This window comes from Caproiciproducens sp. (genome assembly GCF_053840905.1).
Genome location: NZ_JBNLXQ010000006.1, coordinates 129,977 through 155,015 on the forward strand (window position 1 = coordinate 129,977; position 25,039 = coordinate 155,015).

Consider the following 25,039-nt stretch of genomic DNA (forward strand, 5'->3'; position numbering starts at 1 on the left):
AAAAATTATTCTTTTTCCGCAAGCGGTTATAATATAATGGTTATTATCTTAAAAAATGTCGATTGAGGACTGATGTTGTGAATAAAACAAAGAAAAGCCCGAATAAGGGCAAAGGTAAAAAAGCTCTCATCCGAAATATAGCGATCTTATTTTTGAGTGTCGTCCTTCTTCTTTCCGGCGTCGGCTGCGTTTATGCCGACCAGATGCTTGGAAGGATCAATTTTGTCCCGCCCGAGGATCCCGTCTCCAAGGTGGAAACCGCCCCGATTTTTCAGGAGGGAACCGCCAGCGGCGACACCAGCGCGCAGGCGGGCGTTCTGGGCGGGCTGTACCACGACGACGCCATCACCAATATTCTGGTCATGGGCGTGGACGATTACCAGCCGAACGATCCCGGCCGCAGCGACAGCATGATGCTGGTTTCGGTCGATTCCCGCCACAAGAAGCTGAAGCTGACCTCCTTTATGCGCGACATGTACGTCGCGATCCCCGGCCACGGCAGCCAGCGACTGAATGTGGCATACACTTCCGGCGGCCCGCAGCTTTCCGTTTCCACCATTGAAGCGAACTTCGGCACCGACATCGACCGCTTTGTCCTGATCGATTACGCGTCCTTCTCCAAAATTGTGGACAAGCTCGGCGGCGTGACCATGACCATCACTTCCGGCGAAGCGAAGCTGATCAACCAGAACTCCGGCGATTCCAGGCGCAACCTGTCCGCCGGCACCTTCCTGCTGAGCGGCAAGCAGGCGCTTTACTATTCGCGTATCCGCGCCATCGGCGACGACTTTGAGCGCACCGAGCGCCAGCGCAAGGTTTTTTCCAGCATCGTCGACAAATTTAAAACAGCGAGCCTCGGCACCGTCAATCAGGCGCTGTACGATATTCTTCCCCTTGTTACCACCAATATGACAAAAAACGAAGTGCTGAATATGGCGACAAACGCGCTGACCTACCTGAATTACCCCGTCAGCCAGAACCGCATTCCCGCGAATAACGAATATACCTCCCAGCGGGTCTCCATCGGCGGTTCCCCCGCGGACGTGCTGGTGCCCGACCTTGAAAAATGCCGGAAAACCGTCGCGGATTTCATCTATGAAACGGATCTGCCGAGCAAAACCTATCAGGGAAAATAATCAGAGGCCGCACGGTTTGAGCCGTGCGGTTTTTCAGTGAAAGGAAGAAACCGGCTATGCCGACTCCGCTTTATACCGCGCTGGTGAAGCACAGGGACTTAAATCGCGCTTCGTTCCACACGCCGGGCCATAAAAACAACCCTCTCTCTCTGCCGCAGGATTTATTTTCCCTGGATTTTACGGAGCTGCCGGACACGGACAGCCTGTTTGAGGCGGACGGCCCGATTCTGGAAGCCGAGCGTCTGGCCGCAAAGCTGTTTCACGCAGAACGCACCTGCATCTCCGCGGGCGGCTGCACCCTGTGCATCCAGGCCATGCTCCGGCTCGCCGCGCCGGACGGCGGAAAGGTCGTCTGCTCCCGGGTGCTGCACCGCAGCGCGGTCAACGCCATGGCGCTGCTGGACATTCAGCCGGTCTGGGTGCTGCCCGGGGAAATCGTCTCCGCCGTGGAAGGCAATCCGGACGCAAAGGCCGTCTACGTCACCAGCCCCAACTACTACGGGGAGCTGCTGGACATTCCCGCGATCGCGCGGGCCTGCAGACAGGCGGATATTCCGCTTCTTGTGGACAACGCGCACGGCGCGCACCTGATGTTCACCGACCCCGTGCTCCATCCGCTCACCCTCGGCGCGAGCATGACCGCCTGCTCCGCGCACAAAACGCTGAACGTGCTGACCGGCGGCGCTTGGCTCCATATCGCGGACAGCCGGTTCGCGGACGGCGCCAAGGACGCCATGGCGCTTTTCGGCTCCACCAGCCCCAACTACGCGGTGATGGCCTCGCTCGATCTGGCCCGCGCGTGGCTGGAAGCGCACAAAGGCGAGTACGCCGCCCTGCAGCAGCGCGTTCAGAAAATCAGGCTCGCCGCGCTCGAACACGGTATTTCTTTTCCGGAGGGATTGTCGGACCCGACGCGCATCACGCTGAACACCGCCTCCATCGGCCTTTCGGGTACCGCGGCAGCGGAAATTTTCCGCGGCGCGGGCGTGGAGCCGGAGTACGCCGACGGCGCCCATGTGGTGTTCATTGCGACTCCGTTCAATACGGAAAGCGATTTCGCCCGTCTAAAGGACGCAATCGATTTGCTTCCGGCGCGGCCCCCGCTTCCCGGAACGCCGGAGCTTCCTTCCCCGCCCCCTGTAAAAACCGGTCTGCGCGAAGCCGTTTTTTCCGCCGCGGAGACGGTTCCGCTGGAAAACGCGCTGGGCAGAGTCGCGGCGCAGGCCGCGTGCCCCTGCCCGCCGGGCGTCCCCGTCGTGATGCCCGGGGAGGAAATTACAAAAGATGTTCTCCGGTTTTTACAGGGGTATGGCTTTTTTTCAATAAAAGTGCTAAAATAATAAAACAGGAATCAGACAAATTAAGCGGAAAAGCGAAACGGAAAATATTTTCCGCGGATTTTGAATATTGCTGTTGGATCAGATTTGAATATCCGTTCTTTCCGTTAAATGATAAAAGTGAGGGATTCATTATGAAACTGGTACTTGCGATTGTGAGCAACGACGACAGCGGCATGGTTTCCGCGGCGCTGACCAAGGACGGCTTTTCCGTTACCAAGCTTGCGACAACCGGCGGTTTTTTAATGGCGGGCAACACCACCTTCATCGTAGGCACGGATGATGACAAGGTCGATCAGGTCATCTCCATCATTTCAAAGCAGAGCAGCCGCCGCACCCAGCTTGTTCCGAGCACGACGACCATGGACGTCGGCGTCTACTCCTCGTTCCCCGTCGAAGTCACCGTCGGCGGGTCGACCATTTTTGTTTTAAGCGTGGACCGGTTTGAGAAGGTATGACCAGTCTTCGCATCGGCGGATTTTCCGGCAATGAGGAAATCATAGAGCAGCTTGCGCTCTCGTTCGGCGAGGGCCGGCTTGCGCACGCGATCATTCTGGAAGGTCCCGCGCGGGAGCGCAACGCCCTGGCCGCGGCGCTGGCCCAAGCCGCCGTGTGCTCCGGCGAAGTCCGTCCCTGCGGCGGCTGCCCGGGCTGCGTCAAAGCGCGGGCCGGTTCCCACCCCGATATCCTCACGCTGGACGGCGACGCGAACCCGCGCGCCTTTCCCATCGACGCCATCCGCCGGATCCGCTCGGACGCGTACATCCGGCCCCATGAAGCGCAGACCAAGGTTTACGTCCTTTACGGCGTACAGAATATGAGCGAAATTTCCCAGAACGCCCTGTTAAAGGTTTTTGAGGAGCCGCCGGAAAACGTGCTGTTCCTGCTGACGGCCGCGAGCGCTTCGGCGCTCCTGCCCACCGTGCGCTCCCGCGCGCAGATTTTCTCGCTGGAGGGCGCACGCGCGGAAACGGAGGCCGACCCCGCGTATATGGAAAAACTGGCGGCGGCGATCACCGCCGCAAACGAAACGGACCTGCTGTATTTGACGGCGGATCTTTCAAAAGATAAAGACAGGCTGCGCGCCGTCCTGCCCCAGCTCGGGCTGATTCTGCGCGACGCGGCGGCGCTCCGTTCGGGCGGGAGCACCTGCCTTTCCGGTCAAAGGGAAGCGGCGGCGGCGCTCGGCGCGGGACTGACCCGCGAAAAGCTTCTTACCCTGCTGAACGAAGTGCGGAAGGCGCAGCGCGCGCTCGACCTGAACGCGAACGCGGCGCTGCTGGCAACGGCTCTGTGCGCGAATCTGCGCGCCGGCGCCGGAAGATAGTCCCTATTTTACGATATTGGAGGTTCCCATGGCCGAAGTAATTGGCGTTCGTTTTAAAAATGTAGGCAAGATATACTATTTTGACCCCGACGGGAATACACTGAAGCAGGGCGATATGGTCATCGTGGAAACCGCCCGCGGAATTGAATGCGGCGAAATCGCGATGGAAAACCGCCGGATCAGCGACGAAGGCATCGTGCAGCCGCTGAAAAAGCTGATCCGCGTCGCCACCAGGGACGACCTGAAAAAGATGGAGGAAAACGCCGCGAAGGAAAAGTCGGCTTTTCAGATTTGCCTGAAGAAAATAGCGGCCCACAAGCTGGAAATGAAGCTGGTGGACGTGGAATACACCTTTGACAACACCAAAATCCTGTTTTATTTTACCGCCGACGGGCGCGTGGATTTCCGCGAGCTGGTCAAGGACCTAGCGTCGGTTTTCCGCACCAGGATCGAGCTGCGCCAGATCGGCGTGCGCGACGAGGCGAAAATGCTCGGCGGGCTGGGCATCTGCGGCCGGCCGTTCTGCTGCTCGACCTTTTTGGGCGGTTTTCAGCCGGTTTCCATCAAGATGGCCAAGGAGCAGGGCCTTTCCCTGAACCCGGTCAAAATTTCCGGCACCTGCGGGCGCCTGATGTGCTGCCTGAAATACGAGCAGGAGGCTTATCAGGACCTGATCCGCTCCACCCCGAGCGTAAACTCCATCGTGACCACGCCGGCGGGCAGGGGCACCGTTACCGACCTGAACATGCTGACCGGCGTTTTGCAGGTGCGGCTCGACTCCGCGCCGGACGCCGCCCCCCAGACCTTTAAGGCGGGCCAGGTAAAGCTGATCAAGGGCGGACAGGTCAATATTGACCGCGGCGAGCTGGAAGAGCTGAAAAAACTGGAAAAAGATTAAATTTATTTTTTACCTGATTACAGTTGCAATTTTTGTTATTTATGATAAAATTATGTTGTAATTTTATATGGAGGTGTTTCCCATGGCATATGCAATTAGTGACGACTGCATTTCCTGCGGCGCATGTGCGGCAGGCTGTCCTGTAAACGCAATTTCGGAAGGTGACGGCAAGTACGTTATCGACGCTGATCTTTGCACAGAATGCGGTGCTTGCGCGGATGTTTGCCCCGTAGGCGCTCCCGTACAGGAATAATTTTACATGTGGACGAAAGGCGGAGCGTTGTTGCGCGCCGTCTTTTTTCTTTGCGGCGCGAAAACCTCCGGCGATGCCGATCCCACCCCTGCCCAACCCCTTTCCGCACCGGAATGCTTTCGATTTCGCTTTGTGGGCGGGAGGGGGCGGGGGTGAGAAGCGCCGCTGCATGTGTAATAAATTTTAGAAATCAGCCAAAACTCCTGAAAGCCAGTATTCTTTGAATCCTGTAAAAACAGGGATGACCGGGGGACCTTATGCTTTTACCCGATGAACATCTTGAACCGCTTTCGCGCGATATTTCGGTGATCGTTTCGCAGGCGCACCGCTTCAACACCGACACCGTTCTGCTCGCGTCGTTTTCCCTGCCGAAAACAGGCGAAATCTGCGCGGATTTCGGCACGGGCTGCGGCGCCGTCCCGCTGATCTGGTGCGCGAAGGCAAAACCGAAAAAAATTTACGGCGTGGAAATTCAGCGGGAGGCCTGTGAAATGGCCCGCCGCTCCGTGGAGCTGAACCGTCTGACCGGCACGGTCGGGCTGCTCTGCTGCGATATGACCGCGATCAAGCAAAATTTCGCCCTGCCCGCCAACCGGTTCGACCTCATCGCCTGCAACCCGCCTTATAAGGAAGAGGGCGCGGGCCTGAAAAATCCGGAGGAGTCCCGCCGCGTCGCGCGGCACGAGGTTGCGTGCAGCTTTGCGGAAATCGCCCGCAGCGCGGCGTACCTGCTCCGGTTCGGCGGCCGCTTCTGCTGCTGCCTGCGCCCGGAGCGCCTTTGCGGCGTCCTGCTGGACCTGAGAAGCGCGGGGCTGGAACCCAAGCGCCTGCGCCTGGTGCAGCAGCGCGCGGACAAGCCCCCGTCGCTTTTTCTGTTACAGGCAAACCGGGGCGGAAAACCCGGCATGGTGATCGATCCCGTCCTGCTGATCGAGGACGGCGGCGGATACTCTGAGGAAATGACCGCAATCTACGGCGAATACGCGCGGAACAAAGGAGCGGCGGCAACATGAGCGGAAAATTAATGGTGGTCGGCACGCCGATCGGCAATCTCTCCGATTTTTCCCCGCGCGCGGCGGAAACCCTGCGGGAAGCCGATTTCATCGCCGCGGAGGACACGCGGGTCACGCTGAAGCTGCTCAACCGTTTCGGCATCAAAAAACCGATGGTCAGCTATTTTGAGCACAACAAGCGCGAGCGCGGGGACGTGATCTGCGCGCGCATCGAGGCCGGGGAAACCTGCGCGCTCGTTTCGGACGCGGGGATGCCCGCCATTTCCGACCCCGGGGAGCTTCTGGTCGCCCAGTGCGCGGAGCGCGGAATCCCGGTTTACGTTGTGCCCGGCCCGAGCGCCGTCGTTTCGGCGCTGGCGGTTTCCGGGCTGCCGACCGGCCGCTTTACGTTCGAGGGCTTTCTGAGCGTCGGCAAAAAAAGCCGCCGGGAGCATCTGGAGGAAGTCAGAAACGAGACCCGCACCATGATTTTTTACGAAGCGCCACACAAGCTTTCCACCACCCTGAGCGACATGCTCGCGGCGTGGGGCGACCGGCGCATCGCGCTGGTGCGCGAGCTGACGAAGATTCACGAGGAGGTCATCCGCACCACCCTGTCCGAAGCCGCCGCGCGCTACGCCGACGGCGGCGCGAAGGGGGAATTTGTGCTGGTGATCGAGGGCGCGCCCCAAAAGGAACAGGCATCGTTTGCACTGGAGGACGGCGTCGCCTTCGCGAAAAGATATATGGAAGACGGCCTTTCGGCCTCGGACGCCGCCAGACAGGCCGCCGCCGAGACCGGTTTCAAAAAAGGCGAGATCTACCGGGCGATTTTACGGCAGGATTGAAATCCGCCGCATTCCGGCCATTTTTACGCCGGACGGCACAGCCTTAGCCGGGCCTGCGGTTTGCTGATTTTTTCAAACAGGACTTAGGGAAGCGGGGATGAAAGTGGAATACATCGATATGGAAACATGGCCCAGAAAAGAGCATTTCCGGCATTTTTATAAAATGGAATATCCGATGTTCAGCGTCAGCCTGAATCTGGACATCACCAAATTTCTGCCCTTTGTGAAGGAGCGCCGGCTTTCCTTCTACTACGCGATGGGCTTCGCCGTGACCCGGGCGGCGAACGAAATCCCCGAATTCCGCTGCCGCATCCGCGGGGGCCGGGTGGTTCTTCACGACAAAGTACACCCCTCCTTTACCGATCTTGACAGGGACAGCGACCTGTTCAAGTGCGTAGGAGTCGATTTAACGGAAGATATCTGCTCCTTTTCGGAAAAAGCGTCGCGCGCGTCCGCCGCGCAAAAGACGTTTATGGACCCGGCGCAGGAGGAGCGCGACGACGTGCTCTACCTCACCTGCGTTCCCTGGTTTTCCTTTACGCAGGTGACGCATCCCATCGCGCTGGACAGGAACGATTCCATTCCGCGCATCGCCTGGGGAAAATATTTTAAGGACGGTGAAAAAACGCTCCTGCCTTTTTCCATTCAGGCGAACCACGCGCTGATGGACGGCGTTCATGCCGGAAGATATGTGCAACGGCTGCAGCGCGATCTGGACCGCTGCTGACCGCGCGGCCGGAGTTTCGGCTATGCCCGTCCCCGCCCCCTTTCGCATTCCTGCTCTTCAGTAAGTTCAACCGGTGATGCGCAAGAGGAGTTCAGCGGGAGGGGGTTTTGTAATAAGACCGGCGCCGGAAGACACTCCCGGCGCCGGTTTTCCACTGGTAATCTGTCATATTTTTACATTCCCTCTTGCGTTACGGGAAAAAACGCGCTATAATGCCCTTGTAAGGCGCAATAAAAAGCGCAATGCAGGAACGGAGTGTTACAGCACCCCGCCCCCTGCTTACGGAGCAAGTACCTCCATAGGCAACTGAATAATCAGCACATTGCGGTTATTATTATACCGCCTCTTTCGGTTTTTGTACAGAGGTTCGTTGATAATATCCGTGCGCTTTGATGTAGAACGTTGTATATGGGTGAGTCATCCGTGTGCGGCGTTTTTTTGCGTCTTGCCGAAAGGGACGGCGGGAAGGGATCCCCCTAATAGATCTTTCCCCCGCCGCCTCTTTTTGTTTATAAAAACAGAAATGCACAGGACTGCGGATAAGGTTCAGCCTGCATTTTTGCTCACCGCTAAAGCTTTTTTAAACTCCCGGCTGTGCCGGGAGTTTTCGCACTGCAAAAAAAAAGCCATTGACTCTTTTACGAATCAATGGTATACTGTTGAATGGCGAACATATATATTATTCTCATAATACTGTTTATAGTTTAGCATATCTGTTTCCATTTGTCAATAGGTTTTTCAAAAATATTTTTTAGGGGGATTTTTGATTGGACAGCCGCCTATCCGCCGTCTTTTCTCTCGACCTGTTTTCCGACCCGACTGCCGCCGCCCAGCTTTTAAGCCTGAATGAAAAAACGGAGCCCCTGGGTCTGACGCTTTCCCCCACGGACGTTTCCGCGCTGATCCAGTCGCGCGCCGAAGCGCTCAGCGCAAACGGACGCATTGAAATCGGCAGCGCCACCATTGGCCGTCTGGTCGAGGCCTTCTGCGGCTCCGCCTACCTCAGCCAGCAGAATTATTCCCCGGTCCTGCACGAGCTGATCGAGCTGTTTTACTACTATAAAAATGAAACGCTCGACCTGATTTCGGACAGCGAGCTGATCGCTTTTATGAAGGACGCCTTTGAAAACCGCTGCGGCGGTTCGCTGGACCTGCTGGCGAACAGGGAGCTGCAGAAGCTGGCGGAAAATCTGCGCTTCGGCCGGGCAGACTATACCAATATGAACCCGGAGCCGGACGAGCTGGATGAGGACGAAAAGGAGGATTTGGATGAACAGTAACGCCGCGATCGCCGCTTTTTTAAATCCGGATGAAATTCAGGATGTGCAGGCCCGCCTGCTGAACATGCTCAGCGAGGAGATTCTGCGGTACACGGGCTACGAAAGCAATTCGGTGCCCGTGGAAACGGCGCAGTCCCTTTTTGAATCCATGCTTTACTGCATGACCGCCTACCTCAACACCCTGCCCGACCCGTACGCCGCGCTGCGCGCGTTGGATCTGCAGCAGATTTTTTTCAGCGGGCTGGAGCTTGTCAGGCAGTATGTTACCGAGTGCAGACAGCTTTTAAAGAAAGTGAAAGCGACCCGCGTGCAGACGGAGCTGATTGCCTACAATCATACGATCGACGTCGGAATCAAGGAATTTTTTCAGTCCTACGACCCGCGCTTTCACGCGCACGAGGGCGCCTGTACCATTGATTACCCGCTTTGTCAGGACGATCAGGACGTTACCGGCGTGCTCTATATCCGCAATTACCTGATGGAACTGCTGGAGGAAAACGAATTCTGCGCCGGGTACGGCAAAAATTATATCCGCGCCCTGCTGCTGACCCACGGGGTCAGGCATCATCTGGACTACCGCGAAATGCTGATGAATATCAAAGAGCTGATTCTGGAACAGAAATAGGGGCGGGCCGCTCTGATTTCCGCTCACGGCACCTCAACGACGATCACCTCGACCCTGCGGTTCTGCTGTCTTCCGCCGGCGGTGCCGTTGTCCGCGATCGGCCGGTATCCGCCGTACCCCACCGCCTGGAACCTCTGCGGGGCCAGCTTTTCCGTATCCGTAAAATACCTCAGCACCTTGGTTGCGCGATCGCAGGAAAGCTCCCAATTCGACTGGTAGTTTCCCGTGTCGACGGGCTGGTTGTCGGTGTGTCCGGCGATGATGATGTCGTTTGACAGCGACCCGATATATTTGCCGATTTTATCGAGGATCGTATCGCTCTCCGGCCGGAGCTGCGAGCTTCCCTCGTCAAAAAGCACCTCGGCCTGAATGTCGAACACGATGCCGGTCTCCACCTGCTGTACGCTCACCGTGCCTTTCAGGCTGCTGCCTTCCACAAACGATTCCACCTCGTTATACGTGGGCCTCTTGCCGGTACTGCTCTTTCCCGCGCTGCTTTTGGCCGCGGTACCGACTTTTTTCGTACTGCTGCTTTTGCCTGTGGCGCTCTTGCCCGCCGCGGTTTTTGCCGCGGCGCTTTTGCTGCCCGAACTGCTTTTGCTTGCGGTTCCCGCGGCGGAGCTGTTTTTGTCGATATAATAATACGCGGCCGTCTCCCCCGCACTGCTCTGGTCCGCGGCCTGACCGGCGGCAGACGCGGCCGGGGCGGCGGAAGCGGCAGGTATTTGGTTTGCCCCTTCCTTCTGCACCGCCATGGCGTACAGAATAATAAACAGGAACAGCAGCAGCGTCATCATATCGGCATAGGAAATCAGCCAGTTGTCCTCCGAGTTTTCCAGACTGTTTTTAAGCGACATGGTTCTTTACCTTTTCGTCGCCGCGGCTCTTGAGATTTTTGATATCCACCAGCTCGTAGCCCAACTTTTCCGACGGCGACAGGAAAGCCTTCAAATTATCTTCCATAATTCTGGGGCTTATTCCCGTCTGGATGCCTATGATTCCTTCCAGAACCATCTGCATTCTGTTGATCTCTTCGGAATTTTTGATATCCAGCTTATTGGCAAGCGGAGAAAATACCAGGTTGGCCAGAATGACCCCGTAGAACGAAGTGACCAGCACAGTCGCGAACGCAGCGGAAAACTTGCTCATATCCTGAAAATTCCCCATCATCTGAATCAGGCCCATAAAGGTGCCCAGCATCCCGAACGACGGCGCGAGGTTCGCCCAAAGCCGGAACAGCTGGATGCATTTTTTATGCCTTTCGATGGTGTTGTCTATTTCCAGCGTCTTGATCCTTCGGATCGTCTCTTCATTCGTGCCGTCGATGACCAGCATGATCCCCGATTTCGTGTATTTGTCGGTAATTTTCTCCAGATTGTTTTCCAGCGATAAAATTCCCGTTCTGCGCGCCTGTTTGGACAGCTCCACAAACAATTCGATGGTCTTTTTTTTGGGAAGCTGTTTGTCCAGAAAAGCATTTTTCAGGATGGACGGCACGCTTTTAATCGTATCCCATTGAAAGGCGACCACAATGGCGCACAACGACCCGCCCAGCACAATAAAAATCGACGGGACATCATAAAAAAGCAGCAGCGCGCTTCTGATGTCCTTTTTCCCCCATATGGCGCTGATCGCGATTACCATAGCCCCGCAAATCAAACCAAAGGCGGTGGAGTGATCATGTTTTCTCATCTTTTTCCCTTCAAATCTACTTGAATTGTCATTTTATTTTTATAATATATATCGTTTTATTCTACAAAAACTTAATAATCTTATTTTTAAAACCTATTAAGTTTTCATAAAGAAAATGATAAAATATGTGACCTCTTGTTTCCCGCTGTCAACCCAAAAAGGCAAAGCACCGTTTCCGATGCTTTGCCTTTTTGACTGAAGGGCGGGCCGCACGGCCCGCCTCTTTTGAAAGCTTGGATTAATAATTGACCGCTCTGCGCTCGAAGTAGGATTGCGGATGCTTGCAGGCGGGGCATTTTTCCGGCGCGTTCTTGCCGATATAGATATAACCGCAGTTGCGGCAGACCCAGACGGTCTCTTCCCCTGCTTTGAAGACGATGTCTTCCTTGATATTCTGCAGGACCTTGCGGTAACGCTCCTCGTGGCTCTTTTCCACGGTTGCGATCAGGCGCATGGTCTGCGCGATCTCGGTAAAGCCTTCCTGCTCGGCGACATCGGCAAATTCCTTGTACATTTCGGTCCACTCATACCGCTCGCCGCTCGCCGCGTCGTCCAGGTTATCCGTTGTCGGGCCTACCTCGCCGCCGTGCAGATATTTAAACCACAGCTTCGCGTGTTCTTTTTCATTGTTGGCAGTCTCTTCAAAAATGGCCGCGATCTGCTCGTATCCGTCCTTTTTCGCCTTGGACGCGTAAAAGGTATACTTGTTTCTTGCCTGGGATTCACCCGCAAATGCAGCCAATAAATTCGCTTCTGTTTTACTTCCTTTTAATTCCATGATAAAGTTCCTCCTTCAGATAAATTTCCATATAGATAGAATTTGTTTGCCTGAGTCAATTATACATCAGGAATCCGCCCCACGCAAGAAAACATCCGATTTTTCTTCCAAAAAATGGGACCTGCGGTCGGCACGCGCCTACGGCGATGCTCTCAGATAGTTATCTGTTGAATCGGTTTCGAAGGACCCCGAAACAAACCCCCTCACGGAGGGAGGCTGGGGTTAGAAAAGGGCCGGAATCCTTGTTTGTCAGACGTTGAACCGGAACAACACAATGTCCCCGTCCTTCATCACATACTCTTTTCCTTCGCTGCGGACAAGCCCCTTTTCCTTTGCGGCGGCCATGGTGCCGCACGCCATCAGGTCGTCGAACGCGACCACCTCGGCGCGGATAAAGCCGCGCTCAAAATCGGTGTGGATCTTCCCGGCCGCCTGCGGCGCCTTGGTCCCTTTTTTGATCGTCCACGCGCGCACCTCCGGCTGGCCCGCCGTCAGGTAGGAAATGAGCCCCAGCAGGCTGTAGCAGGCGTTGATCAGCCGGTCAAGGCCGGACTCCTTCAATCCCATGTCGGAAAGGAACAGCTCCTTTTCATCCCTGTCCATGCCGCTGATCTCCGCCTCGATCTCCGCGCAGATGGGCAGAACGCCCGCGTGCTCGCTGTCGGCGATCTCTTTTACCACCTTAAAATAGTCATTGTTTTCGATTCCGCCCTTAAAGTCGTCCTCGCTCACATTGGCGGCGTAAATGACCGGCTTGTTGGTCAGAAGGGAAACGGAGTTGAGCAGCTCCGCCTCTTCCTCTGTGCACTCCACGCTGCGCGCGGATTTGCCGGCGTCGAGCGTTTCCCTGACACGCAGGAAAAAGTCGTATTCCGCCTGGTATTTCTTGTCGGCCTTGATCATCTTCTGCGTTTTGTCGATCCGGCGGTCAAGGACCTCCATATCGGAGAGGATCAGCTCCAGATTGATGGTCTCAATATCTCTTTTCGGGTCGATGCTCCCCTCCACATGGATGATGTCGTCGTTGACAAAGCACCGCACCACATGCACGATCGCGTCGGACTCGCGGATATTGGCAAGGAATTTATTGCCGAGCCCCTCGCCCTTGCTCGCGCCGCGCACCAGCCCGGCGATATCCATAAACTCGATGGTGGCGGGGGTGTATTTTTCCGGATGGTACATTTCCGCCAGCTTGTCCAGCCGTTTGTCCGGCACTGCGACCACGCCCACGTTGGGCTCGATGGTGCAGAACGGATAGTTCGCGGACTGTGCGCCCGCGTTTGTGATCGCGTTGAACAGGGTGCTTTTGCCGACATTCGGCAGCCCCACGATACCAAGCTTCATATTTTAATTCCTTCTTTGTCTCTGTTATTCATGACCCTATTATAAAGGTTTCCATTCCCCGATGCAAGGCGGTTTCTCCCCCGTCAGCCGATTCCCCCGCCCTTCATGGTCAGCGCGATGCGCTTTTTCGCGGTATCCACGGACAGCACGCGCACCTTCACCACGTCGCCGACCTTCAGCACCTCGCCCGGATGCTTGATAAATTTGTCGCAGATCTGCGAAATATGGACAAGGCCGTCCTGATGCACGCCGATATCCACAAACGCGCCGAAATCGATCACGTTGCGCACCGTGCCGGAAAGCTCCATGCCGGGCTTCAGATCCTCCATGCTCAGCACGTCGGTGCGCAGCATGGGAGCGGGCAGCTCGTCGCGCGGGTCGCGGCCCGGACGCAGCAGCTCGGTCACAATGTCCCTGAGCGTCGGCACGCCGATGCCGAGCCTGTGGGCCGCGCTGTCCGCCCCGACTTTGTCCACCCGGTTTTTCAGATCGCCGATGCCGTTCTTTTTCAGGCTGTCCATGTCGTAGTCGCACAGGGTGAGCAGCGCCTTTGCCGCGTCGTACGATTCGGGATGGACGGCGGTGTTGTCCAGAATGTTTTTGCTCTCCGCCACGCGCAGGAACCCCGCGCACTGCTCAAAGGCCTTCGGCCCCAGCTTCGGCACCTTTTTCAGCTCGCTGCGCGAGTGGAACGCGCCGTTTTCCTCCCGGTACGCCACAATATTTTTGGAGACCGCCGCGGAAAGCCCGGCGATTTTTTCCAGCAGGGACGGCGACGCCGTGTTCAGGTCCACGCCCACGGTGTTCACACAGTCCTCGACCACGCCGCCGAGCGCCTCGTCCAGCTTCTTTTTCGGCATATCGTGCTGGTACTGCCCCACGCCGATGGCCTTGGGGTCGATTTTGACCAGTTCGGCCAGCGGGTCCTGCATCCGCCGCGCAATGGAGACCGCGCTGCGCAGGGTGACGTCGAACTCGGGAAATTCCTGCGCGGCGAGCTTGCTCGCGGAGTAGACGGACGCGCCCGCCTCGCTGACCACCATATAGGAAACGCCGCTGTGCAGCGCTTTGATCACGTCGGCGGCAAACATCTCCGTCTCTTTCGACGCCGTTCCGTTTCCGATCGCGATGACTTCGACCTTATATTTCAGAATAAAATCGGTAATGACTTTTTTCGCTTCCTCCACCTTCGCCCGGGAGTGGGTGGGGTAAATCACGCCGGTGTCCAGCACGCGGCCGGTCGGGTCCACCACGGCGACCTTGCAGCCCGTGCGGTACCCGGGGTCCAGCCCCATGGCCACCCGGTTTTTGACCGGCGGCTGCATCAGAAGCTGGCGCAGGTTGACGGAAAAGACCTTGATCGCGGCCTCCGCCGCGGCTTCGGTCAGGGCATTGCGGATCTCGCGCTCAATGGACGGGAAAATCAGCCGGTCGTAGGCGTCCTCCGCTGCCTCCTGCACAGCCTGTGCACAGGGGCCGTTCCCCTTCACGCTCGCGGAGGAAACAATATTCAACCCTTTCAGGCGCTCCAGCTCGACGCTTACCTTCAGGAAGCCCTCCCGCTCCCCGCGGTCGACGGCCAGCACGCGGTGCCCGGCGATCTTCGCGGCCGGCTGGCGGAAGTCGTAATACTGCGCGTAAACGGAGTCCTCGTCCGGCTTCGCCGCCTTGGAAACCACCTCGCCCTGCGCCATGGCGACCACGCGCAGCCGTTTGCGGATCCCCGCGTCGTCGGAAATGCGCTCCGCAATGATATCGAGCGCGCCCGCGAGCGCGTCCTCCGGCGTTTCCACGCCCAGCTCCGCGTTCACATAGCTTTCCGCCATGTCGATCGGGTACGCGCCGTCTTTTTTCTGCTCGAAAATCGCGTCCGCAAGCGGCTCAAGGCCCTTCGCCTTTGCCACGGACGCGCGCGTTTTGCGCTTGGGACGGAACGGCCGGTAAATATCGTCGATTTCGGAAAGGGTGGCCGCGGCGGCCAGCGCGGCGGCAATTTCCTCCGTCATGCACTCGGCGGCGGCAATCAGGTCCGTGACCTCCTCCCGGCGCTTCTGCAGCGCGCGCAGGTACTCCAGCCGCTCCGAAATCTCGCGCAGCGTCTGGTCGTCCAGCGAGCCGTGCGCTTCCTTGCGGTAACGCGCGATAAACGGGATGGTGTTCCCCTCGTCGATCAGCTCCATGACCTTCTGCACCTGCCACTGCTGTAAATGAAACTGTTCCGCGATCAATAACGCAAAATCCATAAATATCCTCCAACATCTTCCGAAAATTTAAAATTCATAGCAAAATACGGAAACTCCCTTAGTCAGGATTTTGCCGGTCCGGGCTTCGCCCGCCAGCCCCCTCGGAGATGGGGCTGAAAGAAGCCGAACCGCGTTTTCGTATCCCCGTCAATGAAAAGCACGAAGGTGATGTGCCACATAAAGACACTTTGGGGATACCCCGGGGGTGCAGGGGGATTTTATGGGACCCTCCCGCCGGGAATTAAAAATCCCCCTGCGCGTCCTTTGCCTACTTTCGGACAAGAGCGAAAGTAGGGGCCTGCCCGGCCTGAGGGCAGAGCTAACGATCAACTCATACTTGCGGTGATGCTCTCAGAAAGCAAGAGGAAACTCCCCCAGTCGGGCTTCGCCCGCCAGCCCCCTCAAAGAGGGCGCCAAAAGAGACCAGCCCCGCCTCCCTCCATGAGGGAGGTGGCGCGCTCGGCGCGCCGGAAGGAGTTCCCGGGACCTTCACCCCCGAATCCACCGCACAACGGCGGAAACGGCGCAGCACACGCCGTAAATCACCGGCTGGTGAATCACATAAATGATCAGCGCGTACCGCCCCAGCCAGGAAAAAAACGGCGCGCGGGAACGGTACATAAACGCCGGAAACCGCTCCTGCGCGGCAAGCTTGCCCAAAAAGGTGCCCGCCGCAAAAACAAACATCCACGGGAAAAGCGGAAAATAGTCCGCGCTGCGGAACGTATCGCTGTAAAGGCCGAACGGCGCCAGCCAGTCGGTATGGTACAGGAAAGGCGGCAGTGTCGCCCCCCATTCCGGCGAAAGGCCGAGGTACCCCCTTGAAATCCCCCTGGTCAAAAGGTACAGCAGCGCGCAGACGGCGACCGCCGCCCACGAGAAGCAAAAGCGGTCGGCAACCGGTTTCAGCAGCCCGTAAAGGATCATGCAGACTGACAGGAAATGCAGGATGCCAAACACAATCATCTCTTCCGGTACAACAAAATACGTTGCCAGCGTGACCGCGAGCGCGACCCCCAGCAGCTTGAACCCGCGCGCAAGGTTGGAGTGCGACAGGTTCGAGGAAATACCGGAAATCAGCATGAACAGCCCGGCGAAAAAAGGTTCCGCGGGCATAAAGAAATTCAGCAGGAGCATTCCGATTTTCAGGTTATACAGGTAGGCAAGCGTATAAAAGCCGTGGTAAAACACCATGCAGAAAACCGCCAGCCCGCGCAGTTCATCCATAAAATAAATCCGTCCGCGCCCTGCCCCTTTGCTTTGATTCGGCATTCGTTCACCCTCCGATTTCGGATTTGCACGGTCAAAACCGGCGTTTCGCATAGGAATGAAAGGGATAACCGCTGAAAGTTCTATATTTATAAATCCCCCGGATCATGTTATAATATAGGCAAGTCCGCGCGCCCTGTTTTCAGGCCGCACGGAAGCGGGCCTTAATAAAACCGCTTGTTTTTATTATATCATGGTACGGGAGGTAATTTCAATGAAAGAGACAAAATTGACCCGCGAATACACGGTTACCGAGGATATGCTCGCGGTGAATATCGGCAGCGGCAGCGTCCGCGTGCTTGCCACCCCGATGATCGCCGCTTTTTTTGAGGGCACGGCGGCGCAGCTGGCCCAGACCTATCTTGAGGACGTCTACACCACCGTCGGCTCCGTCATCACGGTGAACCACCTGAACCCCACGGCTCCGGGCTGCAGGGTGACGGTCAGCGCGGAGCTGACCGAAGCGGAAGGCAGGGTCTACCGGTTTCGGCTCGAAGCCTACGACAACGCCGGCCTGATCGCGACCGGGACCCACGAGCGCGTCAGCGTGAAAAAGGAAAGCTTCGCCGCCAAAGCGGAAGCAAGAAAAAACAAATAAGGCAGGATAACGATGAAACCGGTTTATGATCTGATTATTTTTGACCTGGACGGCACGCTGACCAATTCCGAACCCGGCATTACCGGCACGGTAAAATATACCCTTGAAAAAATGGGACGGCCCGTACCCGACATTTCCATCCTGCGCAAATTCATCGGCCCGCCGCAGTGGCACAGCTATATCCGGTACTGCGGAATGACGGACGAGCAGGCTACGGAGGCGGTCAAAATTTACCGCAGTAAATACAACGTGTCCGGCGCGTTCCAGAACAAGCCCTACCCCGGCATGATCGATTTTCTGGAGGAGCTGCGGGCAAACGGCGCAACGCTTGCCGTCGCCACAACCAAGCCCGCCAAAATCACCGGCCGCGTGCTGGACTATTTCGACATGACAAAATATTTCGCCCACGTTTCCGGCCCGGACGACTCGGAGCGCAGCGGCGACAAGAGCATCCTGATCGACTCCTGCCTGAACGCCTGCCATGTGAAGCCCGACCGCGCCGTCATGGTCGGCGACACGGTGTACGACACGGCGGGCGCCCGGAATTCCGGCACCGGCTTTATCGGCGTCCTGTACGGCTTCGGCACCAGGGAAGAGATGCAGGCGGAGGGCGGCAGCGTTTTTGCCCGCGATATCGGCGAGCTGAGAAGCATGCTTCTGAAGGATTCCTGAATCCGGCGGAAAGCCCCTTGACAAATCGGAAAGGTTGGGTTATGCTGGACACAAGAACTGAATATACAGGGGCGCTGAGTAACCTCGGCTGAGATGAAGCGAACTGACGTTTATGTCCCTTAAACCTGATCTGGATAATGCCAGCGTAGGAAAGTTGATTTTTAACGCTCTGTGGCATCACAGGGCGTTTTTATTTTCCCTCAGGTAATTTTTTAATTTCAGTTCCATATAATTGACTGGAGGGTAATTTATGAAAAAGAACACGACCGTTATCCTTGTGGAATGCGCGCTGATGATCGCGATGTCCACCGTACTGAGCATGTTCAAGATTTTTGAGCTGCCGCAGGGCGGCGCCGTTACCTGCGCGAGCATGGTCCCGCTGGTGCTGGTCTCTTACCGGCACGGCCTGAAGTGGGGCATTTCCACCGCGTTTACGCACAGCCTGCTGCAGATGATCATCCAGTTCACCGCGCCGCCGGCAAACACCTTCGGGGCGTTCGCCGCCGTCGTTCTGCTGGACTATGTTCTGGCGTTCACCGTTTTGGGCACCGCGGCCTTTTTCGGCAAGCCGTTTAAAAGCAGGGCCGCCAGCGTCGCCGTCGGCTCCGTCGCCGCCGTGTTTCTGCGGTTTCTCTGCAGCTTTTTGTCCGGCATCCTGATCTGGGGCGGCTACGCGCCGGAAGGCACGCCGGTCTGGATTTATTCCCTGACCTACAACGGCAGCTACATGCTTCCCGAGGCGGTCATCACCGCCGTTGTCTCGGTCATCCTGATCCGGGTCCTTGACCGTGTGGAGCACCGCGCTCCCGGAAAGGCCTCCTGAAACAGGAATCGCAATTGAACAGGAAAGCATGAAGCGCGGGGTTCCGTCCTTCATGCTTTTTTATATCGCACCCGGTGTTTTTTTCTGTTTTGTGTGCGGGAGGGGGCGGGGCGTGAGGTACGATTCCATAAGAACCCGGGAAACGAGGCGGAACGGATGACGATTCTTCGAACGGGGTCAAAAAAGAAAAAATCCGGCCCCCCGCCGGAAATCACCGCCGCCGACCTGCCGGAAATCGCGGGCCCGGCGCTCCGCGACCGGCTTCTGGGCGGGGCTGTGCTTCTCGCGGCCACGGGGCTGTTCCTCTGGCTCACGGTCGTTCTGTGCAGACCGCTTCTGTCGCTGCTCCGGGACCCCGGCCGCTTTGAAAGCTTTATCCGCAGCCGGGGCGCGATGGGCCGCGCCGCGTTCCTGGGCATCCAGATCCTGCAGGGCTTTCTCCCCATCCCGCTGGAGCTGACGACCATCGCGGGCGGCTACGCCTTCGGGCGGGTGCAGGGCAGCCTGCTGACCCTCTGCTCGTCGGTGATCTCCACCACCATCATCTTTTATTTCACCCGGATCTTCGGCCACCGGCTGATCGGCCTGTTCTTCACTCCCGCCCAGCGGAAACACCTCCGCTACCTGCGCAGCCCCAAATCGCGCGACGCCTTTTACTGGATCGTTTTCCTGATCCCCGGAATGCCCAAGCGCCTGTTTGTGTTTTCCGCCGGGCTTGTGCCGCAGGATTTCGGCAAATTCCTGCTGATTTCCACCCTTGCGCGCATTCCGTCCCTGCTGGCCTGCTCGTTCGGGGGCTGGGCGCTCTTCAGCGGCAATTACACACAGGCCGCCGTCCTCTTTGCGGCGACCGGCGTTCTGAGCGCCGCGGGCTACCTGCTGTACCGCGCCGTCGCGAAGCATCCCAATCAAAAGGGCGGGATTTCCGCGCTGAAAAAGAAAGAACGATAATTTATCCCTTTAAATCATTGAAATTTCTTGACTCATACGAGCAAAAAACTTATAATAATTAGAAATACAGGCGGCGGAACCTCCTTCAAAGAGGAAACCGTTGTCCGTATCCCGTCAATGAAAACCACAACAGTATCGTGCCACACAAAGGTACTTTGGGGATACCCCGGGCATCCCGACCGGCAGGTCCCAGCCCGGCCTGAGGGAGTTTCCGGGAGTAACTGCCTGGGAGCATCGCCGAAGGTGTTGCCGACCGCAAGCAAGAGGAAAACGGCGGCCCGAGCCGCTATGACAAATCAATGATTAAGAGGTGACTGTTTTTGATAAGCGGAGCAGAAATTATGGTGGAATGCCTGAAAAACGAAAACGTACAGATCGCCTTCGGATATCCCGGAGCAGCGATCTGTCCCTTCCTGGATTACCTATATCGCTCGCCGATCAAAAACGTTCTGGTGCGCGAGGAGCAGAACGCCGCCCACGAGGCCAGCGGCTACGCCCGCGCAAGCGGGAAACCCGGCGTCTGCGTCGCGACCAGCGGGCCGGGCGCGACCAACCTGATTACCGGCATCGCGACGGCCTATATGGACTCCATCCCGCTGATCGCCATCACGGGGCAGGTCAGCTCCGAGCTTCTGGGCCGCGACGTGTTTCAGGAGGCGGACATCACCGGCGCCTGCGAGCCGTTCACCAAGCACTCCTATCTGGTGAAAAGCGCCTCGGACCTTCCGCGGATTTTCAAGGAAGCCTTTCATATCGCTTCGACCGGCCGGCCGGGACCGGTTCTGATCGACGTCCCGGTGGACATTCAGGCGGAAGAGGTGCCGGAATTCGTCTACCCGCAGAAGGCGAACATCATCGGGTACAAGCCCCGCACCACGGGACATGCCATGCAGGTCAAAAAGGCGCTCGCCGCCATGGCCGAAGCGAAGCGCCCCGTTCTTGTCTGCGGCGGCGGCATCGTGCTTGCCGGGGCGCGGGACGAGCTGGTCGCCTTTGCGCAGAGCAGCGGGATCCCGGTGGTTTCCACCATGATGGGCATCGGCGTGGTTCCCATGGACAGCCCGCTGTACCTTGGCATGATCGGGATGCACGGCCACAAAAACGCCAACCGCGCCATGCATGAGGCCGACCTGATCATCCTCTGCGGCGCGAGGGTCGGCGACCGGGCGGTATCCGCGCCGGAGCAGATGGGGGAAAAGGCAACCATTATCCATATCGATATCGACCCCGCCGAAATCGGAAAAAACGTGACCGCCCATATTCCCATCGTCGGCGATATCCGGCTGGTGCTGCGCGATTTCATCGAACAGAGCGCCGTTTCCGTTCCGAAAGAGTGGATCGACGCCGTGCTGCGGTATAAAAAAGAATTCGTCCCGGGCGGCAGGCCGGACAACAGCAGCGGTTTTGTCGAGCCCCGCTCCTTTATGCGCGTGCTTTCCTCGCTGATGGAGGAGGACGCGATCCTCACCGCCGACGTTGGCCAGAACCAGATCTGGGCCGCGCGCAATTTCAACGTAAAGGAGGGCCGGTTCCTGACCTCCGGCGGGCTGGGGACCATGGGCTACGCGCTCCCCGCCGCCATCGGCGCAAAGCTGGCCAAGCCCCGCCGCCAGGTGCTGTGCATCTGCGGCGACGGTTCCTTCCAGATGGCCATGTGCGAGCTGGGCACGCTTTGCCAGAACAGCGTCAACATCAAGATCATCGTGATGCAGAACGACCGGCTGGGCATGGTGAAGGAAATACAGGACAACAAGTACGGCAGCCGCTACGCGATGACCCTGCTGCAGGGCAACCCCGATTTCGTGAAGATCGCGGAAGCTTACGGCATTCCCGCGGCGCTGGCCGCCTCCAACGAAGAAGCGGAGCGCCTCGCCAGAGAAATGTTCGCGTCCGACAGGGCTTTTATCCTGGTGTGCCGGGTCGATCCCGACGCGCCCACGATATAGGGAGGGCAGGAAAATGAAATACACCCTTTCGATTTTAGTTGAAAACCAGCCCGGCGTCCTCTCAAAGGTGTCCGGCCTGTTTTCCCGCCGCGGCTTCAACATTGACAGCCTTGCCGTCGGCATTACCGAGGACCCCGCCATTTCCCGCATCACCATTGTGGTAAACGGCGACGAACATATTGTGGAGCAGGTGGAAAAACAGCTCAACAAGCTGATTCCCGTCATCAAGGTCAAGGTGCTGCAGCCCGACCTGTTCATCAGCCGCGAGCTGTCGCTGATCAAGGTGAACTGCCCGACGAAGCAGCGCGCCGAAATCATGAAGATCGTCGAGCTGATGCACGCCCAGATCGTGGACGTGGCCACCACCTCGCTGACCATCCAGCTGACGGACAACGACGAGCACACCCAGACGCTCATCAGCCTTTTAAAACCCTACGGCATCAAGGAAATCGTCCGCGCGGGTACCCTGGCCATTGAAAAAGGCCCCGCCACCGCCCGCAAGCAGAACAGCTGACCCAAGCCAACCAACCCTTATGCGGCAGCGCCGTCTAAGTGTTTCGTTAATATTTTGCCATCAGGCAAGGAGGAATTTATCATGCCAAAAATTTATTATCAGGCGGATTGCGACATCAATCTGCTCAAAGGTAAAACCGTCGCTATTATCGGCTACGGCAGCCAGGGCCACGCCCATGCGCTGAATCTGCACGACAGCGGGGTCAATGTGGTGGTCGGCCTGTACGAAGGCAGCAAGAGCAAGGCAAAAGCCGAGGCTGCCGGTTTGAAGGTTTTGAGTGTCCCGGAGGCCACCAAAGCCGCGGATATTATTATGATTTTAATTCCCGATGAGCGCCAGGCGGATATGTATCAAAAGGACATCGCCCCCTACCTTACGGAGGGAAAGGCGCTTGCGTTTGCCCACGGCTTTAACATTCACTACGGCCAGATCAAGCCGCCGAAGGATGTCGACGTATTCATGATCGCCCCGAAGGGCCCGGGCCACACCGTGCGCAGCGAGTTTGTCGCCGGCAAGGGAGTCCCCTGCCTGATCGCCGTCGAGCAGGACTACACCGGCCACGCGCAGGAAATCGGCCTTGCCTACGGCGCGGGACTCGGCGCGGCGAGAGCGGCCATCATGGAGACCACCTTTAAAATCGAGACCGAAACCGACCTGTTCGGCGAGCAGTGCGTGCTTTGCGGCGGCGTGACCGCCCTGATGCAGGCCGGCTTTGAAACCCTTGTGGAAGCGGGCTACGCTCCGGAAAACGCCTACTTCGAGTGCATCCACGAAATGAAGCTGATCGTCGACCTGATTTACCGCGGCGGCTTCGGCCTGATGCGCTACTCCATCAGCGACACCGCGGAGTTCGGCGACTACGAGACCGGCAAGCGCCTGATCACCGACGAGACCAAAAAGGAAATGAAGAAGGTCCTCGGCGAAATCCAGGACGGCACCTTCGCTTCCAAATGGATCGCGGAAAACAAGAACGGCCGCTCGCATTTCAACGCCTGCCGCCGCATCGGCGCAAGCCATCAGCTGGAGGAAGTCGGCAAAGAACTGCGCAAAATGTATGCGTGGAACGACGATCCGATTGACTAATTTCACGATTTAAAACATATAATCAAAAAGGTACCGATTCCGCCATATCTTTTTCCGGGGCATCTTTCGATACGAAAACCTGTTTCCGATGCCGTCCCGGAAAGACGGCGGAATTATTTTTGACGACTGAAGGGAGCCATTGTTATGTGGGACAGAGGGATTCTGAAATCCAACGCGAAAATTGCTTTGGGGGGGCGGTACTGGACCGCGTTCGGCGTGTCGCTTCTCGCCGGGGTTATTTCGCGCGGATATTCTTGGATTACAAATCAATATACGGATACTTTCCAAGGCGTCCCATGGGTTCCTGAGTTCTTTGCTTCACCAATTTCAGTTATTGGTAGATTGGCAACTGTGATTTCCCTAATTGGGATCATCTATTCTATCTTTATCGGACTGCCCACTGCTATCGGCGAAAGCCGGTATTACGTGCACAACCATTTCGGCGCTACGGATTTCGGCACGCTGTTCAGCAGCTTCCGCTACGGCTACATCAGCAGTGTTGCCGCCATGCTCGTTACGGAAATCTTTATAGGGCTCTGGTATCTTCTGCTGATTATCCCCGGCATCATCAAACAGCTCGAATATTCCATGGTGAAGTATCTCCTTGCGGATAACCCCAACCTGACGGGCAGCCGCGCAAGGGAACTCAGCCGCATCCTGACAAACGGCGAAAAGGGCGCGATTTTCGTGCTGGGCCTTTCCTTTATCGGGTGGTACCTGCTCGGGGCCATCTGCTTCGGCGTGGGGATTTTATTTGTGAATCCCTATTATCAGGCTACCATGGCGGAGCTTTACATCTTCCTGCGCGACCGCGCGATCCAGACCCATCAGATCGACCCGGCGGAGCTGGGGCTGGTTCCCCCTGCCGGACCGTATTACAATCCGGAAAATCCCCCCATCCTGTAAGGCCGTTCTTTACAGGACGGGAAAATCGGAATTTTTTATAACACAAAAGACGGCGGGCCGCGCCACCCTGGGGGACTCAATCCCGGGGCGCGGGCCCGCCGCCTTTTTCCGCAAGGCACAAAAAAACGCCGTACAGGAAATTTTCCCATATACAACGTCGTCAAAGTGCCGCGGACTCAAGATACCCCCTGTACAAAATGGAGAACAGGCGGTATAATAGTAACCGCAAAGCGCTGAGCATTCAGCTGTGTATGGAGTGCGTGCTCCGTATGCAGGGCGGTTGGTATTGCCGTACCTTCCGCCTGCTTTGCACTTTTTATTTGTGCCTTACAGGTAGATTATAGCGCGTTTTTGGGGAATGCGCAATATCAACCGCAAATATTTTCCAAAATTTTCAAGAAAGGGCCGGCGGGTGCCTACGGCGATGCTTCCAATCGGCTTACCTTAAATCAAAGTCCGATCGCTCCGAAACTCCTTCCGTCGCGCCGGGCGCGACACCTCCCTCACGGAGGGAGGCAGGGGCTCGGCACCCCGGGGGAGTTTAATCCCAATTTCCGTATCCCTTCGTCAATGAAAATCACAGCAGTGTTGTATCTCCTAAAGACACTTTGGGGATACCCTGGGGGTGCAGGGGGATTTTATGGGACCCTCCCGCCGGGAATTAAAAATCCCCCTGCGCGCACTTTGCCTACTTTCGGGCAAGACCGAAAGTAGGGGCCTGCCCGGCCTGAGGGCAGAGCTGACAATCAACTCCTACTTGCGGTGACGCCTCAATGAAGCAAGCGGAGACTCCTTCC

At 57.2% G+C, this 25,039-nt stretch carries 25 protein-coding genes and 1 riboswitch; of the genes, 19 read left to right on the top strand and 6 right to left on the bottom strand.

Annotated elements, in window-relative coordinates:
* The first annotated feature begins 77 nt into the window (after positions 1–77).
* The 11 genes from ACQGQ5_RS07965 to ACQGQ5_RS08015 all read left to right on the top strand — a co-directional run bounded on the left by ACQGQ5_RS07965 (position 78) and on the right by ACQGQ5_RS08015 (position 9,423).
* Positions 78–1,136: an LCP family protein gene (locus ACQGQ5_RS07965; protein WP_455735993.1), complete on the top strand. Its 1,059-nt coding sequence runs from the start codon at positions 78–80 to the stop codon at positions 1,134–1,136.
* Between the two features lie 56 nt (positions 1,137–1,192).
* Entirely contained in the window at positions 1,193–2,476 is a 1,284-nt protein-coding gene (locus tag ACQGQ5_RS07970) for an aminotransferase class I/II-fold pyridoxal phosphate-dependent enzyme (RefSeq protein WP_455735994.1), read from the top strand.
* Positions 2,477–2,607: 131 nt separating this feature from the next.
* Positions 2,608–2,931 (top strand): cyclic-di-AMP receptor, encoded by a 324-nt coding sequence (locus ACQGQ5_RS07975; RefSeq protein ID WP_455735995.1) that lies wholly within the window; start codon positions 2,608–2,610, stop codon positions 2,929–2,931.
* Positions 2,928–3,800 (top strand): ATP-binding protein, encoded by an 873-nt coding sequence (locus tag ACQGQ5_RS07980; protein ID WP_455735996.1) that lies wholly within the window; start codon positions 2,928–2,930, stop codon positions 3,798–3,800. Before ACQGQ5_RS07975 ends, ACQGQ5_RS07980 begins: the two co-directional genes overlap by 4 nt.
* A gap of 28 nt (positions 3,801–3,828) precedes the next feature.
* Positions 3,829–4,698, top strand: coding sequence for a PSP1 domain-containing protein (locus ACQGQ5_RS07985; protein WP_455735997.1), 870 nt, complete (start codon positions 3,829–3,831; stop codon positions 4,696–4,698).
* Positions 4,699–4,780: 82 nt separating this feature from the next.
* Positions 4,781–4,951 (top strand): DUF362 domain-containing protein, encoded by a 171-nt coding sequence (locus tag ACQGQ5_RS07990; protein ID WP_455735998.1) that lies wholly within the window; start codon positions 4,781–4,783, stop codon positions 4,949–4,951.
* A 257-nt stretch (positions 4,952–5,208) separates the two neighbouring features.
* On the top strand, positions 5,209–5,964 hold the full coding sequence (locus ACQGQ5_RS07995) for a tRNA1(Val) (adenine(37)-N6)-methyltransferase (RefSeq protein ID WP_455735999.1): 756 nt from the start codon (positions 5,209–5,211) through the stop codon (positions 5,962–5,964).
* Positions 5,961–6,791, top strand: coding sequence for a 16S rRNA (cytidine(1402)-2'-O)-methyltransferase (gene rsmI / locus ACQGQ5_RS08000; RefSeq protein ID WP_455736000.1), 831 nt, complete (start codon positions 5,961–5,963; stop codon positions 6,789–6,791). Before ACQGQ5_RS07995 ends, rsmI begins: the two co-directional genes overlap by 4 nt.
* 97 nt (positions 6,792–6,888) lie before the next feature.
* Positions 6,889–7,518, top strand: coding sequence for a CatA-like O-acetyltransferase (locus ACQGQ5_RS08005; RefSeq protein WP_455736001.1), 630 nt, complete (start codon positions 6,889–6,891; stop codon positions 7,516–7,518).
* Between the two features lie 767 nt (positions 7,519–8,285).
* Positions 8,286–8,798, top strand: a complete 513-nt coding sequence (locus tag ACQGQ5_RS08010) for a DUF6323 family protein (RefSeq protein WP_455736002.1) — start codon at positions 8,286–8,288, stop codon at positions 8,796–8,798.
* Positions 8,788–9,423, top strand: coding sequence for a DUF6179 domain-containing protein (locus ACQGQ5_RS08015; protein ID WP_455736003.1), 636 nt, complete (start codon positions 8,788–8,790; stop codon positions 9,421–9,423). Before ACQGQ5_RS08010 ends, ACQGQ5_RS08015 begins: the two co-directional genes overlap by 11 nt.
* Positions 9,424–9,446: 23 nt before the next feature.
* On the opposite strand, the gene ACQGQ5_RS08020 is transcribed toward ACQGQ5_RS08015, so the two are convergent.
* The 6 genes from ACQGQ5_RS08020 to ACQGQ5_RS08045 all read right to left on the bottom strand — a co-directional run bounded on the left by ACQGQ5_RS08020 (position 9,447) and on the right by ACQGQ5_RS08045 (position 16,752).
* Positions 9,447–10,280: an OmpA/MotB family protein gene (locus ACQGQ5_RS08020; protein ID WP_455736004.1), complete on the bottom strand. Its 834-nt coding sequence runs from the start codon at positions 10,278–10,280 to the stop codon at positions 9,447–9,449.
* Positions 10,270–11,115 (bottom strand): motility protein A, encoded by an 846-nt coding sequence (locus ACQGQ5_RS08025; RefSeq protein ID WP_455736005.1) that lies wholly within the window; start codon positions 11,113–11,115, stop codon positions 10,270–10,272. Before ACQGQ5_RS08025 ends, ACQGQ5_RS08020 begins: the two co-directional genes overlap by 11 nt.
* A gap of 238 nt (positions 11,116–11,353) precedes the next feature.
* The gene (rbr, locus tag ACQGQ5_RS08030; protein WP_455736006.1) at positions 11,354–11,893 is read right to left on the bottom strand and encodes a rubrerythrin; all 540 of its coding nucleotides are present in this window, start codon (positions 11,891–11,893) and stop codon (positions 11,354–11,356) included.
* Between the two features lie 249 nt (positions 11,894–12,142).
* On the bottom strand, positions 12,143–13,237 hold the full coding sequence (gene ychF, locus ACQGQ5_RS08035) for a redox-regulated ATPase YchF (protein WP_455736007.1): 1,095 nt from the start codon (positions 13,235–13,237) through the stop codon (positions 12,143–12,145).
* Positions 13,238–13,320: 83 nt separating this feature from the next.
* Positions 13,321–15,480, bottom strand: a complete 2,160-nt coding sequence (locus tag ACQGQ5_RS08040; RefSeq protein ID WP_455736008.1) for a Tex family protein — start codon at positions 15,478–15,480, stop codon at positions 13,321–13,323.
* A 489-nt stretch (positions 15,481–15,969) separates the two neighbouring features.
* Positions 15,970–16,752, bottom strand: a complete 783-nt coding sequence (locus tag ACQGQ5_RS08045; RefSeq protein WP_455736009.1) for a heparan-alpha-glucosaminide N-acetyltransferase — start codon at positions 16,750–16,752, stop codon at positions 15,970–15,972.
* A gap of 211 nt (positions 16,753–16,963) precedes the next feature.
* Between ACQGQ5_RS08045 and ACQGQ5_RS08050 the strand changes: the two genes are divergently transcribed.
* The 8 genes from ACQGQ5_RS08050 (at position 16,964) to ACQGQ5_RS08085 (ending at position 24,242) form a co-directional block, all read left to right on the top strand.
* Positions 16,964–17,347 carry a thioesterase family protein gene (locus ACQGQ5_RS08050; protein ID WP_455736010.1) on the top strand — a complete coding sequence of 128 codons (384 nt, stop codon included), beginning with the start codon at positions 16,964–16,966 and terminating at the stop codon, positions 17,345–17,347.
* 12 nt (positions 17,348–17,359) lie between these two features.
* Positions 17,360–18,019 (top strand): HAD hydrolase-like protein, encoded by a 660-nt coding sequence (locus tag ACQGQ5_RS08055; RefSeq protein ID WP_455736011.1) that lies wholly within the window; start codon positions 17,360–17,362, stop codon positions 18,017–18,019.
* A gap of 57 nt (positions 18,020–18,076) precedes the next feature.
* A riboswitch (TPP riboswitch) is annotated at positions 18,077–18,189 on the top strand.
* A gap of 80 nt (positions 18,190–18,269) precedes the next feature.
* The gene (thiT, locus tag ACQGQ5_RS08060) at positions 18,270–18,842 is read left to right on the top strand and encodes an energy-coupled thiamine transporter ThiT (protein ID WP_455736012.1); all 573 of its coding nucleotides are present in this window, start codon (positions 18,270–18,272) and stop codon (positions 18,840–18,842) included.
* A gap of 156 nt (positions 18,843–18,998) precedes the next feature.
* On the top strand, positions 18,999–19,793 hold the full coding sequence (locus ACQGQ5_RS08065) for a TVP38/TMEM64 family protein (RefSeq protein WP_455736013.1): 795 nt from the start codon (positions 18,999–19,001) through the stop codon (positions 19,791–19,793).
* Positions 19,794–20,113: 320 nt separating this feature from the next.
* Complete coding sequence (gene ilvB / locus ACQGQ5_RS08070) at positions 20,114–21,739, top strand: biosynthetic-type acetolactate synthase large subunit (RefSeq protein WP_455736014.1); 1,626 nt, start codon at positions 20,114–20,116, stop codon at positions 21,737–21,739.
* Positions 21,740–21,752: 13 nt separating this feature from the next.
* On the top strand, positions 21,753–22,253 hold the full coding sequence (gene ilvN / locus ACQGQ5_RS08075; protein WP_455736015.1) for an acetolactate synthase small subunit: 501 nt from the start codon (positions 21,753–21,755) through the stop codon (positions 22,251–22,253).
* An 81-nt stretch (positions 22,254–22,334) separates the two neighbouring features.
* Positions 22,335–23,336, top strand: a complete 1,002-nt coding sequence (gene ilvC / locus ACQGQ5_RS08080; protein ID WP_455736016.1) for a ketol-acid reductoisomerase — start codon at positions 22,335–22,337, stop codon at positions 23,334–23,336.
* 351 nt (positions 23,337–23,687) lie between these two features.
* On the top strand, positions 23,688–24,242 hold the full coding sequence (locus ACQGQ5_RS08085; protein ID WP_455736079.1) for a DUF975 family protein: 555 nt from the start codon (positions 23,688–23,690) through the stop codon (positions 24,240–24,242).
* The last annotated feature ends 797 nt before the right edge of the window (positions 24,243–25,039 follow it).

Coding starts and splice junctions, on each gene's coding strand:
- ACQGQ5_RS07985 (WP_455735997.1), top strand. CDS start 3,829: ATGGCCGAAGTAATTGGCGTTCGTTTTAAAAATGTAGGCAAGATATAC.
- ACQGQ5_RS08025 (WP_455736005.1), bottom strand. CDS start 11,115: ATGAGAAAACATGATCACTCCACCGCCTTTGGTTTGATTTGCGGGGCT.
- ACQGQ5_RS08055 (WP_455736011.1), top strand. CDS start 17,360: ATGAAACCGGTTTATGATCTGATTATTTTTGACCTGGACGGCACGCTG.
- ACQGQ5_RS07975 (WP_455735995.1), top strand. CDS start 2,608: ATGAAACTGGTACTTGCGATTGTGAGCAACGACGACAGCGGCATGGTT.
- ACQGQ5_RS08040 (WP_455736008.1), bottom strand. CDS start 15,480: ATGGATTTTGCGTTATTGATCGCGGAACAGTTTCATTTACAGCAGTGG.
- ACQGQ5_RS07990 (WP_455735998.1), top strand. CDS start 4,781: ATGGCATATGCAATTAGTGACGACTGCATTTCCTGCGGCGCATGTGCG.
- ACQGQ5_RS08020 (WP_455736004.1), bottom strand. CDS start 10,280: ATGTCGCTTAAAAACAGTCTGGAAAACTCGGAGGACAACTGGCTGATT.
- ACQGQ5_RS08045 (WP_455736009.1), bottom strand. CDS start 16,752: ATGCCGAATCAAAGCAAAGGGGCAGGGCGCGGACGGATTTATTTTATG.
- ilvC (WP_455736016.1), top strand. CDS start 22,335: ATGCCAAAAATTTATTATCAGGCGGATTGCGACATCAATCTGCTCAAA.
- ilvN (WP_455736015.1), top strand. CDS start 21,753: ATGAAATACACCCTTTCGATTTTAGTTGAAAACCAGCCCGGCGTCCTC.
- ACQGQ5_RS08005 (WP_455736001.1), top strand. CDS start 6,889: ATGAAAGTGGAATACATCGATATGGAAACATGGCCCAGAAAAGAGCAT.
- thiT (WP_455736012.1), top strand. CDS start 18,270: ATGAAAAAGAACACGACCGTTATCCTTGTGGAATGCGCGCTGATGATC.
- ychF (WP_455736007.1), bottom strand. CDS start 13,237: ATGAAGCTTGGTATCGTGGGGCTGCCGAATGTCGGCAAAAGCACCCTG.
- ACQGQ5_RS08065 (WP_455736013.1), top strand. CDS start 18,999: ATGACGATTCTTCGAACGGGGTCAAAAAAGAAAAAATCCGGCCCCCCG.
- rbr (WP_455736006.1), bottom strand. CDS start 11,893: ATGGAATTAAAAGGAAGTAAAACAGAAGCGAATTTATTGGCTGCATTT.
- ACQGQ5_RS08050 (WP_455736010.1), top strand. CDS start 16,964: ATGAAAGAGACAAAATTGACCCGCGAATACACGGTTACCGAGGATATG.
- ACQGQ5_RS07970 (WP_455735994.1), top strand. CDS start 1,193: ATGCCGACTCCGCTTTATACCGCGCTGGTGAAGCACAGGGACTTAAAT.
- ACQGQ5_RS07995 (WP_455735999.1), top strand. CDS start 5,209: ATGCTTTTACCCGATGAACATCTTGAACCGCTTTCGCGCGATATTTCG.
- ACQGQ5_RS08015 (WP_455736003.1), top strand. CDS start 8,788: ATGAACAGTAACGCCGCGATCGCCGCTTTTTTAAATCCGGATGAAATT.
- rsmI (WP_455736000.1), top strand. CDS start 5,961: ATGAGCGGAAAATTAATGGTGGTCGGCACGCCGATCGGCAATCTCTCC.
- ACQGQ5_RS07980 (WP_455735996.1), top strand. CDS start 2,928: ATGACCAGTCTTCGCATCGGCGGATTTTCCGGCAATGAGGAAATCATA.